Source organism: Streptomyces sp. NBC_00490 (genome assembly GCF_036013645.1).
GTDB classification, from domain to species: Bacteria; Actinomycetota; Actinomycetes; order Streptomycetales; family Streptomycetaceae; genus Streptomyces; species Streptomyces canus_F.
The window spans coordinates 1,416,819-1,432,471 of sequence record NZ_CP107869.1 but is presented as its reverse complement, the minus strand read 5'-3'; the positions used below and the strand labels follow the sequence as shown (position 1 = coordinate 1,432,471).

The 15,653-nt window shown below is 71.6% G+C and carries 16 protein-coding genes; 7 read left to right on the top strand and 9 right to left on the bottom strand.

Annotation, left to right across the window (positions count from 1 at the left end; translation table 11 throughout):
• Positions 1-38 precede the first annotated feature (38 nt).
• The 4 genes from OG381_RS06455 to OG381_RS06440 all read right to left on the bottom strand — a co-directional run bounded on the left by OG381_RS06455 (position 39) and on the right by OG381_RS06440 (position 3,945).
• Positions 39-392, bottom strand: coding sequence for a UBP-type zinc finger domain-containing protein (locus OG381_RS06455; protein ID WP_327715138.1), 354 nt, complete (start codon positions 390-392; stop codon positions 39-41).
• Positions 389-1,846, bottom strand: coding sequence for an ATP-binding protein (locus OG381_RS06450; RefSeq protein WP_327715137.1), 1,458 nt, complete (start codon positions 1,844-1,846; stop codon positions 389-391). Before OG381_RS06450 ends, OG381_RS06455 begins: the two co-directional genes overlap by 4 nt.
• Positions 1,843-3,519, bottom strand: coding sequence for an FAD-dependent oxidoreductase (locus OG381_RS06445; RefSeq protein WP_327715136.1), 1,677 nt, complete (start codon positions 3,517-3,519; stop codon positions 1,843-1,845). The genes OG381_RS06450 and OG381_RS06445 overlap by 4 nt, the downstream gene beginning before the upstream one ends.
• Before the next feature lie 66 nt (positions 3,520-3,585).
• A complete protein-coding gene (locus OG381_RS06440) occupies positions 3,586-3,945 on the bottom strand; it encodes a VOC family protein (protein ID WP_327715135.1) in 360 nt (119 codons plus the stop codon).
• Positions 3,946-4,006: 61 nt separating this feature from the next.
• On the opposite strand from OG381_RS06440, the gene OG381_RS06435 reads away from it, so the two are divergent.
• On the top strand, positions 4,007-4,879 hold the full coding sequence (locus tag OG381_RS06435) for a universal stress protein (protein WP_327715134.1): 873 nt from the start codon (positions 4,007-4,009) through the stop codon (positions 4,877-4,879).
• Position 4,880: 1 nt separating this feature from the next.
• On the opposite strand, the gene OG381_RS06430 is transcribed toward OG381_RS06435, so the two are convergent.
• The 3 genes from OG381_RS06430 to OG381_RS06420 form a co-directional block, all read right to left on the bottom strand.
• Positions 4,881-6,116 (bottom strand): DUF4032 domain-containing protein, encoded by a 1,236-nt coding sequence (locus OG381_RS06430; RefSeq protein ID WP_327715133.1) that lies wholly within the window; start codon positions 6,114-6,116, stop codon positions 4,881-4,883.
• Between the two features lie 41 nt (positions 6,117-6,157).
• Entirely contained in the window at positions 6,158-6,904 is a 747-nt protein-coding gene (locus OG381_RS06425; RefSeq protein ID WP_327715132.1) for an MBL fold metallo-hydrolase, read from the bottom strand.
• A gap of 173 nt (positions 6,905-7,077) precedes the next feature.
• Positions 7,078-7,704, bottom strand: a complete 627-nt coding sequence (locus OG381_RS06420; RefSeq protein WP_327715131.1) for an alpha-ketoglutarate-dependent dioxygenase AlkB — start codon at positions 7,702-7,704, stop codon at positions 7,078-7,080.
• 118 nt (positions 7,705-7,822) lie between these two features.
• Between OG381_RS06420 and OG381_RS06415 the strand changes: the two genes are divergently transcribed.
• A complete protein-coding gene (locus tag OG381_RS06415) occupies positions 7,823-8,449 on the top strand; it encodes a TetR/AcrR family transcriptional regulator (protein WP_327715130.1) in 627 nt (208 codons plus the stop codon).
• 16 nt (positions 8,450-8,465) lie between these two features.
• Positions 8,466-10,139 (top strand): FAD-binding dehydrogenase, encoded by a 1,674-nt coding sequence (locus OG381_RS06410; protein WP_327715129.1) that lies wholly within the window; start codon positions 8,466-8,468, stop codon positions 10,137-10,139.
• Between the two features lie 21 nt (positions 10,140-10,160).
• Here the strand turns inward: OG381_RS06410 and OG381_RS06405 are convergent, their stop codons facing one another.
• Positions 10,161-10,508 carry a DUF488 domain-containing protein gene (locus OG381_RS06405; RefSeq protein ID WP_327715128.1) on the bottom strand — a complete coding sequence of 116 codons (348 nt, stop codon included), beginning with the start codon at positions 10,506-10,508 and terminating at the stop codon, positions 10,161-10,163.
• 141 nt (positions 10,509-10,649) lie between these two features.
• On the opposite strand from OG381_RS06405, the gene OG381_RS06400 reads away from it, so the two are divergent.
• From OG381_RS06400 to OG381_RS06385, 4 genes are read left to right on the top strand one after another with little or no spacing between them, the layout of a single operon-like run.
• Entirely contained in the window at positions 10,650-12,035 is a 1,386-nt protein-coding gene (locus OG381_RS06400) for a M1 family metallopeptidase (protein WP_327715127.1), read from the top strand.
• Positions 12,036-12,076: 41 nt separating this feature from the next.
• Positions 12,077-12,811, top strand: a complete 735-nt coding sequence (locus OG381_RS06395) for a L,D-transpeptidase family protein (protein WP_327715126.1) — start codon at positions 12,077-12,079, stop codon at positions 12,809-12,811.
• A 19-nt stretch (positions 12,812-12,830) separates the two neighbouring features.
• Entirely contained in the window at positions 12,831-13,511 is a 681-nt protein-coding gene (locus tag OG381_RS06390; protein WP_327715125.1) for a response regulator transcription factor, read from the top strand.
• Positions 13,508-15,340, top strand: coding sequence for a sensor histidine kinase (locus OG381_RS06385; RefSeq protein WP_327715124.1), 1,833 nt, complete (start codon positions 13,508-13,510; stop codon positions 15,338-15,340). Before OG381_RS06390 ends, OG381_RS06385 begins: the two co-directional genes overlap by 4 nt.
• On the opposite strand, the gene OG381_RS06380 is transcribed toward OG381_RS06385, so the two are convergent.
• Complete coding sequence (locus OG381_RS06380; RefSeq protein WP_327715123.1) at positions 15,296-15,550, bottom strand: WhiB family transcriptional regulator; 255 nt, start codon at positions 15,548-15,550, stop codon at positions 15,296-15,298. The genes OG381_RS06385 and OG381_RS06380 overlap by 45 nt on opposite strands.
• Between the last annotated feature and the right edge of the window lie 103 nt (positions 15,551-15,653).

The window sequence follows — 15,653 nt, the reverse complement described above, 5'->3', positions numbered from 1 at the left end:
GACATCCTGTCACCAAAGCACAGGAGCCCCCGGGTCAATTAACCCCGCAACGTCTTCGCCCAGTCCGCCGGAACCCGTCCCTCGGGGCCGGGCGCCGGCTGATCCACCGGATGACTGTCCGGTGCCGCGAGCGAGGGCCCGGCCTCGAACATCTCCTTGGTCGCGAAGTTCCAGTACCACTGCTCACCCGGCTCGAAGCTCTGCACCAGCGGATGCCCGGTCTCCTGGAAATGTGCCGTGGCGTGCTTGGCGGGCGAGGAGTCGCAGCACCCCACATGCCCGCACTGGGCGCACCGGCGCAGATGGAACCACCACCCACCCGCGGCATCGCACTCGACGCACCCGTTCCCGCTCGGCGGCACGGCGGCGTCGAGTCCCTGGATCTCGGTCATTCCCACTCCTCGCTCGTCTCACTCTCCGCGGCGGTGAGCGGAAGCAGCACCTGGAACCGCGTGTCCCCGGGCCGGGACTCCACCTGAAGCGTCCCGTGATGCTTGTTCACCACGATCCGCCACGAGATGTCGAGGCCGAGCCCCGTCCCCTCGCCCACCGGCTTCGTGGTGAAGAACGGATCGAAGATCCGGCTGCGGATCTCCTGCGGCACCCCCGGCCCCGTGTCCCGGAACTCCACCAGCAGCCGCTCGTGATCGAGCGCCGTCCGCACGGTCAAGGTGCCTTCCCCGCCCGCGCTGTTCATCGCGGCGACCGCGTTGTCGATCAGGTTGGTCCACACCTGGTTGAGTTCCGCGGGGTACGCCGGGATCTTCGGGAGCGTCCGGTCGTACTCCTTGACGATCTTGATCCGCTGTCCGATCTTGCCGGACAGCATCAGCAGGGTGCTGTCCAGGAGTTCGTGCACATCGGCGTTCTGGAAGGGCGCCCGGTCGAGCTGCGAGTACTGCTTGGCGGCGTCGACGAGGTGCGAGATGCGATTGGTGGAGTCGTTGATCTCGTCCATCAACAGCTCGGTCTCGACGGTGTAGTTGAGCCAGCCGATCGCGTTGGGCAGGAGGTCCTCGTCCACGGCCGCGGCGACCTGGTCCAGCCAGTCCACGTCGAGACCGGCCTGGACGAAGGTGGGGGCGAGCCGCCAGCCGTTCTGGATGTCGTGGTCGTCCAGCCAGTCGGTGACCGCGTCCTCACGGTCCGAGGCCTCCAGCGGGCTCAACGTCGGCGCCTTGGCGACGCGTTCGGCCGTGCGGTCCTGGATGTCGATGAGGTTCGCCATGACCTCGGGGGCGTAGTTCCCCTGGGCGATGACGGCGAGCTTGTGCCGCATCTTGCCCACGCGCTCCCGCAGGGTCGCGGTGGCCCGTACGGCGGCGGCCGCCGGGTTGTTGAGCTCGTGGGTGAGACCGGCGGACAACGAGCCGAGCGCCAGGAGCCGTTCACGCTGGCCGATGGCCCGCTGGGTGCTCTGCGAGCCGAAGAACAGCCCCTCCAGCAGGTGGACCGCCATCGGGAACCACTCCTGCATGAAGTCCGAGAACTTCTCACCGGGCAGCACGAAGAACCGCGTCGGCTCCGTGACCCGCATGGAGTTCTTGTAGACCTGCTGCACCCGGTCCCCGAGGTAGGCCTGCATGGACCCCGCGTACACCCCGCGCTGCGAGGTCCGCGTGACCTCCACGTCGTCGCCGCCGACCCGGCGGGAGAGCACGACCGTGCCCTCGATCATCACGTAGAAGCAGGTGGCGGGCTCGCCCTCGGTGTAGACGGGCCCGGGCTCGAACTTCTCCACCCGTCCGGAACTGCACAACTGCCCCAGCTGTTCGGGGGACAGCTTCTCGAACAGGAACAGCGCCCCGATCTCCGCGGGGCTGCACGGCACGAGCTGCCCGCTCATGACTGCTCCAGATACCGGTGGACGAGCATCACGGCCATGGCTCCCTCTCCGACGGCGGACGCGACCCGCTTGGCGGACTCGGCGCGGGCGTCGCCCGCCACGAACACGCCGGGGACGTTGGTCTCCAGGTGGTACGGCGGCCGGTCCAGCTCCCAGCCCGCCGGCGGCCGTCCGTCGGCGGTCAGGTCGGGGCCGGACAGGATGAAGCCGTGGTCGTCACGGAGCACGGTGCCGTCCAGCCAGCCCGTCAGCGGCGCCGCGCCGATGAACACGAACATCCACTGCGCGTCGACGAGTTCGGTCTCCCCGGTGTCCACATCGCGCAGGGTGAGCTGCTCCAGATGGCCGGAGCCGTGGGCGGACTCGACGACGGTACGCGCGCGCACCGAGATGTTGGGGGCCTCGCTGATCTGCTGGATCAGATAGTGCGACATCGACGCCGACAGGTCGGGGCCGCGCACCAGCAGCGTCACCGACTTGGCACCCCGGGACAGGTACATCGCCGCCTGTCCCGCGGAGTTGGCGCCGCCGACGATGTAGATGTCCTGTCCCTGGCAGGAGGACGCCTCGGTCAAAGCCGAGCCGTAGTACACCCCGCACCCGGTCAGGTCGGTGCAGCCCGGGGCCTCCAGCTGCCGGTACGACACACCGGTCGCCAGGATCACGCTGTGCGCGGCGACCGCGGAGCCGTCCGAGAACCGCACGGTACGGGCCGCCCCGTTCACCTCCAGGCCGGCCACTTCACGGGCGGTGAGGATCTCGGCGCCGAACTTGGCCGCCTGCCGCCGCGCCCGGTCGGTGAGCTGGGCGCCCGACACACCGTCGGGGAAGCCCAGGTAGTTCTCGATGCGTGAGCTCTGCCCGGCCTGCCCGCCGGTCGCGGACCGCTCCACGAGGACGGTCCGCAGGCCCTCCGAGGCGCCGTACACCGCGGCCCCGAGTCCGGCCGGGCCGCCGCCGATGACGACGAGGTCGTAGAAGTCCGCCGTGGGTGTCGTGGCCAGGCCCACGTGCGCGGCCAGATCGGGTGCCTCGGGCTCGACCAGGGGAGTGCCGTCCGGGGTGATGACCACCGGCAGCCGCTGTCCGTCCTGGCCCGCGGCGGCCAGCAGCCGCTGCCCCTCGGGCTCCTCGGTCGAGTACCAGCGATACGGCACCTGGTTGCGGGCCAGGAACTCCCGCACGTCCGAGGAGCGCGCCGACCAGCGGTGCCCGACGACCTTGGTGGCGGGCACCGGGCGGTACGCGCTGCTCCGCCATGCCTCCAGGAGGTCGTCCAGGACCGGGTAGAGCTTCTCCTCCGGCGGGTCCCACGGCTTGAGGAGATAGTGGTCCAGATCCACGACGTTGATCGCGTCGATCGCCGCGTTGGTGTCCGCGTACGCCGTCAGCAGCACGCGGCGCGCGCCGGGATACACGTCGAGGGCCTGCTCGAGGAACTCGATGCCGTTCATCTGCGGCATCCGGTAGTCGGCCAGGATCACGGCCACCAGGTCCCCGCGCAGCTTCAGCTCGCGCAGCGCCTCCAGCGCGGACTCACCGGACTCCGCGCGCACGATCCGGTACGACTCGCCGTAGCGCCGCCGCAGGTCCCGGGCGACGGCACGGGAGACCCCCGGGTCGTCGTCCACGGTCAGGATGACGGTCCGCGCTGATTCGGCGGCCTGTGCCATACGTCTCCCACCCCGAAGGTTCGGCTGCGACTGCGGCCCATCGTATGTTCGAAAGTTCCGCTCCGCTCAGGTTCGCGGCCGGTGATCGCCGAGCACGCAGAACTCGTTCCCCTCGGGGTCCGCCAGCACCACCCAGGGCTGCTCGCCCTGTCCGACGTCCGTGTGCCGGGCGCCGAGTGCCAGGAGGCGGGCGACCTCGGCGGCCTGGTCGTCGGGGCGGAGGTCGAGGTGGAGGCGGTTCTTGACGGTCTTGCCCTCCGGGACCGGGCTGAAGAGCAGGCCGGGCAGGCGGTCCTTGTCCGGGCGGATCTCGTACTCGTCGGGGGCGTCGTTCACGACCACCCAGCCGAGCGCCTCGGCCCACCAGCGGCCCAGGGCCTCCGCGTCGCGGGCATCCACGTTCACTTGCTCCCACACCAGGCTCATACAGTCAGCGTAGTGAAGACCCGGCCCGACGGACGTGGCCACGACACAGGGAGACAGCCGTATGACGCGCCCGATCACCGCAGGAGTCGACGGATCCGAGGAGAGCCTCGCCGCGCTGGACTGGGCGGCCCGGGAGGCCGTCCGCCGCGACCTGCCGTTGCGGGTGGTGCAGGCCTGGCGGTTCGAGGCGTACGACGCCGTCGAGGTGGCCACCCCGGACACCCAGGCCGGGTGGGTGCGGGAGACGGTGTCCGAGGCGACCCGGGCCGTCACCGGGCGCTACCCGGGACTCACCGTGACCACCGACGTCCTGGAGGGCGCCGCCGTCGAGACGCTGGTCGACGCGTCGGCGGACGCCGAGATGCTGGTGCTCGGCTCGCGCGGCCACGGGCCGGTCGTGGGGTTCCTGCTCGGCTCGGTCGGACAGCAGGTGATCGCCGAGACCACGCGGCCCGTCGTCCTGGTACGTGCCGGGGACCAGCCTGTCGCCGAGGCCGCGGGCCGCGAGGTCGTCGTGGGCCAGCAGGGCGAGCCGGAGGACAGCGCCGCCGCTCTGCGGTTCGCGTTCGAGACCGCCGCGTCGCGCGGGGCGACCGTGCGTGCCGTACGGGCCTGGACCCTGCCGCCGGTGTTCGCCTACAGCCCCGGCTCGCTGAAGCTGCTCGACGAGGCCGGCGGTCTGGAGCCGCGCGAGCAGCAGGCGCTGGCCGCGGCCCTGGAGCCGTTGCGGGCGGGCTTCCCCGACGTCCCGGTGGTGGAGCACGTCGAGATGGGCAGTGCGGGACAGGTACTGCTGTCGGTGACGGGGCGGGCCCAGCTGATGGTCGTCGGCCGGCGCGCCCACCGCACCGCCGTGGGCGCCCGGATCGGCTCCGTCGCCCATGGCGTGCTGCACCACGCCGAGTGCCCGGTGGCGGTCGTCCCGCCCGTCTGAGTCAGGCCTCGACGGTGGGCTGGAGCGTCTCCCGCGCCGTGGGCAGGACGTTCTTGATGTAGTCCTCGACCGCCGTGTCCAGGCCGATGTCGTGCTGCGCCCGCTCCGACAGGTACCAGCGGTGTTCGAGCAGCTCGTGGTAGATCTCCGCCGGGTCCATCGACCCGCGCTGTTCGAGCGGCACCGCGCGCACGGTCGGGCGGAAGACGTCCCGCACCCAGCGGTGGGCGAGGACCTCGGGGCGGGCGCCGAGGGGGTCGCCCGGGGCGTAGTCGTCCTGGGTGGCCATCCAGCTCTCCAGGTCGTTCAGCAGCCGGCGGGCCTGGTTCTCCTCGGTGTCCAGGCCCGTCAGCCGCAGCAGCTGGCGCTGGTGGTGGCCGGCGTCCACGACCTTGGGCACGAAGGTGACCGTGTCACCGTTGGCGGCGTGCTCGATCTGCATCTCGGCCACGTCGAAGCCGAGCTCGTTGAGACGGCGGATCCGGCGCTCGATGTAGTGGTACTTGCCCGCCGGGTAGACGGAGGTGCGGGTCAGCTCTCCCCACAGGCCGCGGTAGCGCGCGCAGATCTCCATGCCGAACTCGATCGGGTCGACGGAGGGGTGCAGCGCCCCGGAGGCCTCCAGGTCGAGGAGCTCGCCGCTGATGTTCACGCGGGCGAGGTCGAGGTCGTACTCGCGCTGGCCGTTGCTGAGCTGGGGGTGCAGTTCGCCGGTCTCGGCGTCGACGAGATAGGCGGCGTAGGCGCCCGCGTCCCGGCGGAAGAGGGTGTTGGACAGCGAGCAGTCGCCCCACGCGAACCCGGCCAGGTGCAGTCGGACGAGCAGGACCGCCAGGGCGTCCATGAGGCGGTGCATGGTCGCCGGCCGCATCGTCGTCTCGAACATCGACCGGTACGGCATCGAGCCGCCCAGGTGGCGGGTGACCAGGACGGACTCCAGCGGGTTGCCGTCCTGGTCGGTGCGGCCGGTGACGACGGCCAGCGGATCCACGGAGGGGATGGCGAGCCGGTCGAGGTCGCGGAGCATGTCGTACTCGTTGAGGGCGGGCCGCGCGGCGAGTTCCTTGACGGCGATCACCTCGTCGCCGGCGCGGGCGTAGCGCACGATGTGCCGGGATATGCCGCGCGGCAGCGGGACCAGGACCTCTTCCGGCCACTGCTCCAGGGGCACGTCCCACGGCAGCTCCAGCAGGAGCGCGGGGTGCTCCGGGTTCGTCGCGCTGATCTGCAGTGCCATGGGCCGTTCGTCCTCGCCTCGCGGGTGATCGTCACCTCACCTTAGAGGGCGCGCTCCCTGGCCTGAAGTGCCGCTTCACGGACCGGACCGCGGTGCGCCGGACCGTGGCCCGGGAGCAGGAGGTCGCCCTCCAGGGCGGCGAGGACGTCCAGCGAGGCCACGGCACGGGCGCGCTCGTGGTGGAACATGTCCGGCAGCAGCTGGGGGCCCTTGACGCGCGAGGTCGGGTGGCCGCTCACCAGGGCGTCTCCGGAGATCAGGACGCCGGTGTCCGGGAGGTGGAAGGCGGCGTGGCCGTCGGTGTGGCCCGGCGTGTGCACGGGGACCGGTCGGCCCGGCAGGTCGAGGGCGCCCTCGGAGGGGAACGGCGCGGGCTCGGTGACCGGGACGTGTGCCGTGCCGCCGGAGCGGATCGCGTGCACCGCCCACGGCAGGACACCCGGCCGCCAGCCGTTCCTCACCACGTCACCGACGGTCACCTGGTGCAGGAACTCCCGGCGGGCATGCGGCACTTCGGCGTCATGCAGGTACACGGGCGTGCCGTACGCGTCACGCAGGTACTCGGCCGACCCCAGGTGGTCGTTGTGGGCGTGCGTGATCAGCACCGCCGCGACCGCCTCCGGTGAACTGCCCACCTGCGCAAGGGAGGCGAGCACCTGCTCGCGGTCCCCGGGGTAACCGGTGTCGACCAGGGTGACGGCGTCCCCGTCGCTGAGGATCACCCAGTTGGTGTTGCTCCCGTGCACCAGGTAGGTGCCGTCGGCGACTTGCCGCACGTCCGTCTGCATGATCGTCCCGAGGGGTGAGTGCCTGCTCGACGGGCACAGCAAAGCAGACCGAGCGGGGGCCGTGGTGGGCGGGTCCGGGCCGCCGGAGGAGAAGGGGAAGAGGGAAGGCTGCCTCCGGCGCCGTCCGCCGGAGGCAGCCCCCTGCGCGCTTCCGAAGCAGCCGCCTCTCTGCCTCAGTGCACGCCGTGCGGGCGGAACTGGACGCTGATGCGCGGTCCCGCGGCGCGTGTGGTCTTCGGTACGGAGTGCTCCCAGGTCCGCTGGCAGGAGCCGCCCATCACGATCAGGTCGCCGTGGCCCAGCGGGCGGCGCACGGTGTCGCCGCCGCGCATCGGACGCAGCAGCAGATCGCGGGGCGCGCCGACGGAGAGGATGGCGACCATGGTGTCCTCACGGGCGCCCCGGCCGATCCGGTCGCCGTGCCAGGCGACGCTGTCCCGGCCGTCGCGGTAGAAGCAGAGCCCGGCCGTGGTGAACGGCTCGCCCAGCTCCTCGGCATAGTGCGCGGTGAGCGCCTCGCGGGCCTGGGTCAGCACCGGGTGCGGCAGGGCGTCGTCCACGCCGTAGAACGCGAGCAGCCGCGGTACGTCGACGACGTGGTCGTACATCGTCCGGCGCTCGGCGCGCCACGGAACCTCGGCGGCGAGCTGTTCGAACAGTGAGTCGGAGCCGCCGAGCCAGCCGGGGAGTACGTCGATCCACGCGCCGTGTCCGAGCACGGTCCGCCGGATCCCGTCGAGGCGGCCGAGGCGGATCTCGTCCGTCTGGTCGAAGAGCGAGGCCTGGAGGTGCGGGGTCATGGATCCAGCGTACTCCTGAATCGAAAATGTGTTCCCATCGCGTGGTGAGCCCCGGAGCACGGCTCTTTCGATACATCGTTGTATCGGATACATTCCCGTATCGAACGGAGGGCCGGACATGGCACTGGAGGGCACGACCAAGCGCGTCACCAAGCGCCGGGTCCGCACCCGCGCCAACCTCCTGGACGCCGCGTTCGCGGTCTTCGCCGCCAAGGGCTTCGGGCGGGTCTCCATCGAGGAGGTCTGCGAGGCCGCCGGCTACAGTCGCGGCGCCTTCTACTCCAACTTCGACAGCCTGGACGAGCTGTTCTTCGCCCTCTACCAGCAGCGGGCCGACCTGATCGCCGACCAGGTCTCCGGCGCGCTGGCCCTGGACGGACCCGACCTCGACGTGCCCGCCGCCGTCGACCGTGTCACCGAGGTGCTGCTCCTGGACCGGGACTGGCTCCTGGTGAAGACGGACTTCCTGGTGTACGCCGCCCGCGAACCTTCCGTCGCGCAGACCCTGCTGGAGCACCGGGAGCGGCTGCGCCGGGCGGTCGCCGAACGGCTGGCCCGGGCGCAGGGCCACACCGCGCTGCCCGCCGTCCTCGGCGACCTCGACGGGGCCGCCCACGCCGTCGTCGCCGCCTACGACGGGGTCACCACCCAACTGCTGCTGGACCGGGACCTCGAACGGGCCCGGACCTGGCTGGGGCAACTGCTCACCGCGCTGCTGACCGACGGCAGCGACACCACCGCATAGGGAAGGGATGGTCGCCATGGATGCCGACGCCATCGTCGTCGGAGCGGGGCTCGCGGGCCTGGTCGCGGCGCATGAACTGACCAGCCGGGGCCGCAGGGTCGCGCTGGTCGACCAGGAGAACGCCGCCAACCTCGGCGGCCAGGCCTTCTGGTCCTTCGGCGGGCTCTTCCTCGTCGACTCCCCGGAGCAGCGGCGCCTCGGCATCAAGGACTCCTTCGACCTGGCCTGGAACGACTGGCAGGGCAGCGCCCAGTTCGACCGCGAGGACGACGAGGACTCCTGGGCGGTGCGCTGGGCGCGCGCCTACGTCGAGTTCGCGGCGGGGGAGAAGCGGTCCTGGCTGGAGGGGCACGGCATCAAGTTCCTGCCGACCGTCGGCTGGGCCGAACGCGGTGACCTGCGCGCACACGGCCACGGCAACTCCGTGCCGCGCTTCCACGTCTCGTGGGGCACCGGCACGGGCGTCGTGGAGCCGTTCGTCAACTACGCCAAGCAGGCCGCCCGCGACGGGCTGCTCACCTTCTACTACCGCCACCAGGTCGATGCACTCGTCGTCGAGGACGGGCAGGCGCGCGGGGTGCGCGGCACGGTCCTCGCCGAGGACAACTCGGCGCGGGGCGTGAAGTCCAGCCGTGACCGCGTCGGCGACTTCGAACTCACCGCCCAGGCCGTCGTCGTCACCACCGGCGGCATCGGCGCCGACCACGACATCGTCCGCCGCTACTGGCCCGAACGCCTCGGCACCCCGCCCGCCGAGATGGTCACCGGCGTCCCCGCCTACGTCGACGGGCGCATGCTCGACATCAGCGCCGAGGCGGGCGTACGCCTGGTCAACCGCGACCGCATGTGGCACTACACCGAGGGCGTGCAGAACTGGGACCCGATCTGGCCCGGCCACGGCATCCGCATCCTGCCCGGACCGTCCTCCCTGTGGTTCGACGCCCTGGGCCGCCGGCTGCCCGACCCGTGCCTGCCCGGTTACGACACCCTCGGCACCCTGAAGTACCTGCGCACCACCGAGGACATCGCCGGCTACGACCACTCGTGGTTCATCCTCACCCAGAAGATCATCGAGAAGGAGTTCGCGCTGTCGGGCTCCGAGCAGAACCCCGACATCACCGCCAAGGACCGGATCGGGTTCCTCAAGGAGCGGGTGCTGGGCAAGGGCGCCCCGGGGCCGGTCGACGCGTTCCTGCGCAACGGGGCGGACTTCGTGACCGCTCCGGACCTGGAGCAGCTCGTCGAGAAGATGAACGCCCTGACGGACAAGCCGCTCCTCGACGCGGCCACGGTGCGCCGCCAGATCGAGGCCCGCGACCTCCAGATCGCCAACCCGTACAGCAAGGACGCCCAGGTCCAGGGCATCCGCAACGCCCGCCGCTACATCGGCGACAAGCTCGGCCGGGTCGCCACCCCGCACCGCATCCTGGACGCGGACGCCGGCCCGTTGATCGGCGTCAAGCTGCACGTCCTGACCCGCAAGACCCTCGGCGGCATCCAGACCGACCTGGACTCCCGCGCCCTGGACACCGACGGCAACCCGATCGGCGGACTGTACGCGGCCGGTGAGGTGGCCGGCTTCGGGGGCGGCGGAGTGCACGGCTACAACGCGCTGGAGGGCACCTTCCTCGGCGGCTGCCTGTTCTCCGGCCGGGCGGCGGGACGGGCGGCGGCGCGGCAGACCGCGTGAGGCGCCCCGGCTGAAGTCCGCTCAGTCCAGCAGGCGTGCGAGTACGGCCGCGTGGCTCTCCTCGGGAGTCTTCGCGGCCGTCAGCAGGGTGAGGGGCCCCTTGCGGGCCAGCTCGCGCACGCGGGCCAGGAGTTCGGCCGCCTCGGGTGCGGCCAGCTCCGCCTCGTAACGCCCGGCGAACTCCTCGTAGGACCCCTCACCCGCGTGGTACCAGCGGCGCAGCTCGGTCGACGGGGTCATGGCCTTGGGCCACTCGTCCACCCGCGCGGCATCCTTGGACAGGCCGCGCGGCCACAGCCGGTCGACCAGGACGCGTACGCCGTCCTCCGGCTCCGGCGACTCGTAGACGCGGCGCACACGAACGCTCATGGCGGGGCCCTTCCACGGGGGTGGTGACGTGCCGGGAGCGTACTTCGGGGAGCGGCACGTCTTGACCGGCTCAAGGGTGAGTTCCTCCGAGATCACCTTTAGTGTGAAGCCGTCTGCCACCCGCCAACCGCAGGAGCGCACGTGCCTCAGGCCGTCAGACGCACCTTCGTCCTCGGAACCGTCCCCGTCGCCCTGGTGGCGCTGCTCGGGGCGGCCGCACCCCCGCCGGCCGGCTCGTCCGGCGCCGGCGACCCGTACTTCCCGCTGGCCGGCAACGGCGGCTACCACGTCGGCCACTACGACCTGACCCTCCGCTACGACACGGACAGCCGCCACCTCGACGGCAAGGCCGTCCTCTACGCCCGCGCGACCCGCAAGCTCAACCGCTTCGACCTCGACCTGAACGGGCTGAAGGTCACGGGCCTGACCGTCGGCCGGGACAAGGCGGACTTCCGCCGCGACGGCCAGGAACTCGTCGTCACCCCGCGCAGGACCCTGCACAAGGGACAGTGGTTCCGCGTCACCGTCACCTACAACGGCAAGCCGGCCCCGGTCACCGACCCGGACGGCTCGCTCGACGGCTGGATCCCCACGGACGACGGCGTCTTCGTCGCGGGGGAGCCGCAGGGCGCGATGACCTGGTTCCCCGCGAACAACCACCCCAAGGACAAGTCGTCGTACGACTTCACGATCACTGTTCCCCAGGGGCGTACCGCCGTCGCCAACGGCGTGTTCCTGGGGCAGACGACGGCTCACGGGCGGACCACGTTCCGCTGGCGCCAGTCCGAGCCCATGGCCGCCTATCTGGCCACGGCGACGGTCGGGAAGTTCACCGTGGACCGGTACACGACCCGCGACGGCATCCAGGTCTACAACGCCGTCGACCCGCGCGAGGCCGACGCCGCCGCGCCGGTCCTGAAGAAGCTGCCGTCCGTCCTGGCCTGGGAGAGCAAGCTCTTCGGGCCCTACCCGTTCAAGGCGGCCGGCTCGATCGTCGACCGGGCCCCGAACGTCGGGTACGCGCTGGAGACGCAGACGCGGCCCGTCTACGACCAGGCCCCCGGATTGAGCACCCTCGTCCACGAGAGCGCCCACCAGTGGTTCGGTGACTCCGTGAGCCTGACCTCGTGGAAGGACATCTGGCTCAACGAGGGGTTCGCGACCTACGCCGAGTGGCTCTACGCCGAACAGCACGGCGGCGACAGCGCGCAGAAGACCTTCGACGCGCTGTACGCCCGGCCGGCGAGCGACGGGCTGTGGGAGTTCCCGCCCGGTGACCCGGGCAGCGGCGCGAACATCTTCGGCACGCCCGTCTACGCCCGTGGCGCGATGGCCCTGCACCAACTCCGCGAGGCCGTCGGGGACCGGGTGTTCTTCCGGATCCTGCGGGCCTGGGCCGGCGAGCACCGGGGCGGACACGGGACGACCGCCCAGTTCGTGCGCCTGGCGGAACGCCAGTCCGGCAAGGACCTGGACGGACTGTTCCGGACGTGGGTCTACCAGCCGGGCAAGCCGGACGCACCCTAGAACCTGACGAGTTCCACACAAGTGTCGGCGAGGGTCGACGCATGATCACACGCAGACCGCAGGTCGCGCTGCTGGCCGCCTCCCTCGTGCTCACCGGGTGCGGGGGAGGGGCGGTGGCGACCCCCGAGCGGCGGCCGCCGGCCACCACGTCGATCCGGCCCGCGCCGCCGGTCTCCCTGGACGTCGCCCCGCGGCAACTGCCCGGTCTGGGACCGAACACGTGGGCGAAGGTGCCGGACGACGCCCGCCAGGCCGTCGTCGTCACCGGACGCGGCAAGAACTCCTCGCGGTCCACCGTCGTCCTGTACGAGCGCACCGACGCGGGATGGCGGGCCGGGGAGACCTGGCCCGCGCACAACGCGCTGCGCGGCTGGAGCGACCACCACCGCGCCGGCGACCTGCGCTCACCCATCGGTGTCTTCGGCCTCACCGACGCCGGCGGACGCCTCCGCGACCCCGGCACCCGGCTGCCGTACGACCACGGCACCGGCTTCACCGCGACCGGCACCGGCTTCGAGGGCGAACCCCTGGCGGGCTCCTTCGACTATGTGATCGCCATCAACTACAACCGCGAGCCCGGCACTTCACCCCTCGACTGGACCCGCCCGCTCGGCGCGGGCCGCGGCGGCGGGATATGGCTGCACGTCGACCACGACGGGCCCACGCAGGGCTGTGTCAGCCTCGCCGAGGAGCACATGAAGGAGCTCCTCCTGGCGCTGGACCCGGCCCGCCGTCCGGTCGTCGTCATGGGCGACGCCGACTCCCTGGCCCGCTGAGCGGCTTAGGATCCGCCGAATGTGCGCACATGTGCTGGTCGCCGAGGACGACGAGATGCAGGCCGAACTCATACGCCGCTCCCTGCTGGCGGAGGGCCACACCGCCACCGTGGTCCACGACGGCGGAGCCGCTCTCGACGCGGTGCGACGGCTGAGACCCGACCTGGTCGTGCTGGACCTGATGCTGCCCGTGATCGACGGCCTCGGCGTGTGCCGGGCGCTGCGGCGGTCCGACGACATCCCGGTGCTCATGCTCACCGCCCGCTCCGCCGAGGACGACGTGCTGCTCGGCCTGGACGTGGGCGCCGACGACTACATGACCAAGCCCTACAGCCCGCGTGAGCTGATGGCCCGGATCCGCACGGTCCTGCGGCGCAGCGGGCACACCGCGGGCGTCGTACGCGCCGCGGGGCTGCAGGTCGATCCCGTACGGCACGAGGTGCGGTGCGAGGGCGAGGAAGTGGAGTGCACGCCCGCCGAGTTCGCGATCCTGCTCGCCATGGCCGCCGAACCCGAGCGGGTGTTCTCCCGGCGGCAGTTGCTGGAGTGCACCCGTGGCATCGACCGGTCGTCCACCGAGCGGGCCGTGGACGTCCACATCATGAACCTGCGGCGGAAGGTCGAAACGGATCCGCGCAGGCCGGTCCGGCTGCTGACCGTGTTCGGTGTCGGCTACAAGCTCAGCGGCGGCCGCGGATGAGTCGCCGCATACCCCTGCGCAAGCGCCTCTCGGTCCGGCTGCTGATCACCTCCGTGCTCATCGCCGTGTGCTCGGTGGCCGCGACCGCCTGGCTGGCGGTGGAGACCACCACCCGTGCGCTGCGGGAGGAGCAGGGGCAGGTCCTCGCCGAGGACATGGACGTCCTGGCCCGGCTGAGCGGGTACGCGGCAACTCACCCGCAGTGGCGGGGAGTCGGGCCGCTCGTCCGCACGCTGTCCGAGAGGACGGGCCGGCGGATCGCCCTGACCACCACCGACCGCCGGACCCTCGTCGACTCGGCGCCGCCCGGCACCTCGCTGCCGCCGCGTGCCGCGGCCACCGTGGACCCCCTGCGCACCGACACCTACACCGAGCGCGGTGCCCAGCGCAGCGGCCTCGATCCCCGGGTGGTGGGGCCGTACCGGCTGACGGCCCAGGAGCGGGTCAGGCTGGGGAAGTTGGCCGTGGTGCGGCAGCAGTGCTTCGCCCGCAACGGTATCGAGACCACCATCGCCAGGATGCCGAGCGGCCGCCCGTTCCTGAGCGAAGAGGTCGAGACGCCCCTCGAGTGCGCCGACGGGAAGCTCAACACCCCGACGGCCGGGGAGGAGAAGGCCCTCGCGGACCTGATGGAACGTGCCCGCGGCTGTCTGGGCGGGCAGGATCTGAAGGCCGTCGCGCCGCTGTTCCTCGCTCCCGACGGCACCGACCGGAGCGTGGGCGGTCGCTATCAGGTGGGAAAGACCGACGTGGAGCCCGGGTCGGCGGCGGCCCGCACCGCGCAGAACTGCGTGGACAGCGCGCGCCGCGCCCAGCTCGACCCCTATGTCGCGCCGGCCGCCGAGCTGTTCCTGGGCGGCGGGGACCGGACCGCGGTGCGGTTCGACATGTCACCGGCCAACAAGGCCAAGGTCGTCGGTGTCGCCGGACTCGTGCTCGCCGTCACCGTCGCCGTGACCGCCCTCGTCGCCACGCGGCTGGTCCGGCCGCTGCGCGCGCTCACCGCGGCGGCCCAGCAGCCGCCGGAGCTGCATGTGCGGGTGCCCGTGACCACGCGGGACGAGACCGGCATCCTTGCCGCGGCCTTCAACGACCTCGCCGAACGCCGGGAACGGCTGGAGGCGCAGCGCAAGGCCATGGTCAGCGACATCGCCCATGAACTGCGCAGTCCGCTCACCAATATCCGGGGCTGGCTGGAGGTCACCAAGGACGGGGTCGTGGCGCCGGACCCGGAACTGCTCGCCTCCCTGCACGAGGAGGCTCTGGTCCTCCAGCGGGTCATCGACGACCTCCAGGACCTCGCCGCCGCCGACGCGGACACGCTGCGGCTGCACCGGGAGCCCGTCCATGCCGACGAGCTGATCGGTCAGGTCGCCGCGGCGTACCGGGTGGCCGCGGGCACGGCGGGCGTCGCCCTGCGCACCGAGACGGACGGCACACCGTGGCTGGACGCCGACCCGGTGCGGATGCGGCAGGCACTCGGCAACCTCGTCTCCAACGCTCTTCGGCACACGCCCGGGGGCGGGACCGTCACCCTCGCGGCACGGTGCGAGGGTGACGACATCGTCCTCGAAGTCGCCGATACCGGCAGTGGGATCACGGCCGAGGAGCTACCGCATGTCTTCGACAGGTTCTGGCGGGCCGAGAAGTCCCGCAGCCGCCGCACCGGCGGCAGCGGGCTCGGCCTGCCGATCGTCCGTCACCTGGTCGCCGCGCACGGCGGCACGGCCCAGGCGACGAGCGAACCCGGTGAGGGCAGTGTCTTCACCCTCCGGGTGCCGGCCCTAGCCGGAGGCGCGCCCGGCCCTGGCCCGGCGCCGTTGCAGTGAACGTCGTTCGGCCTCGCTCGTACCGCCCCAGACACCGATCGCCTGCCCGGTGTCCATGGCCCACTCAAGGCACCGTGTCTCCACGGGGCAGCGGTGGCAGACCGCCTTCGCCTGCTCCGTCTGCACCAGTGCCGGGCCGGTGTTCCCGATCGGGAAGAAGAGGTCGGGGTCCTCCTCGCGGCATATGGCATGGTCTCGCCAGTTCTCCATCGATGTCACCTGCGTTCGAAGTCGTCCGTGCCCTCGCGGATGGCTTACTCGCTTTCGGGTCACCTGTCGATGCATGAGTGAAACAACGGAGTGGTGGGAAATT

Coding starts and splice junctions, on each gene's coding strand:
- OG381_RS06420 (WP_327715131.1), bottom strand. CDS start 7,704: ATGACCCCGCACCTCCAGGCCTCGCTCTTCGACCAGACGGACGAGATC.
- OG381_RS06440 (WP_327715135.1), bottom strand. CDS start 3,945: ATGAGCCTGGTGTGGGAGCAAGTGAACGTGGATGCCCGCGACGCGGAG.
- OG381_RS06380 (WP_327715123.1), bottom strand. CDS start 15,550: ATGGAGAACTGGCGAGACCATGCCATATGCCGCGAGGAGGACCCCGAC.
- OG381_RS06410 (WP_327715129.1), top strand. CDS start 8,466: ATGGATGCCGACGCCATCGTCGTCGGAGCGGGGCTCGCGGGCCTGGTC.
- OG381_RS06455 (WP_327715138.1), bottom strand. CDS start 392: ATGACCGAGATCCAGGGACTCGACGCCGCCGTGCCGCCGAGCGGGAAC.
- OG381_RS06450 (WP_327715137.1), bottom strand. CDS start 1,846: ATGAGCGGGCAGCTCGTGCCGTGCAGCCCCGCGGAGATCGGGGCGCTG.
- OG381_RS06395 (WP_327715126.1), top strand. CDS start 12,077: ATGATCACACGCAGACCGCAGGTCGCGCTGCTGGCCGCCTCCCTCGTG.
- OG381_RS06430 (WP_327715133.1), bottom strand. CDS start 6,116: ATGGCACTGCAGATCAGCGCGACGAACCCGGAGCACCCCGCGCTCCTG.
- OG381_RS06390 (WP_327715125.1), top strand. CDS start 12,831: ATGTGCGCACATGTGCTGGTCGCCGAGGACGACGAGATGCAGGCCGAA.
- OG381_RS06445 (WP_327715136.1), bottom strand. CDS start 3,519: ATGGCACAGGCCGCCGAATCAGCGCGGACCGTCATCCTGACCGTGGAC.
- OG381_RS06425 (WP_327715132.1), bottom strand. CDS start 6,904: ATGCAGACGGACGTGCGGCAAGTCGCCGACGGCACCTACCTGGTGCAC.
- OG381_RS06385 (WP_327715124.1), top strand. CDS start 13,508: ATGAGTCGCCGCATACCCCTGCGCAAGCGCCTCTCGGTCCGGCTGCTG.
- OG381_RS06405 (WP_327715128.1), bottom strand. CDS start 10,508: ATGAGCGTTCGTGTGCGCCGCGTCTACGAGTCGCCGGAGCCGGAGGAC.
- OG381_RS06435 (WP_327715134.1), top strand. CDS start 4,007: ATGACGCGCCCGATCACCGCAGGAGTCGACGGATCCGAGGAGAGCCTC.
- OG381_RS06415 (WP_327715130.1), top strand. CDS start 7,823: ATGGCACTGGAGGGCACGACCAAGCGCGTCACCAAGCGCCGGGTCCGC.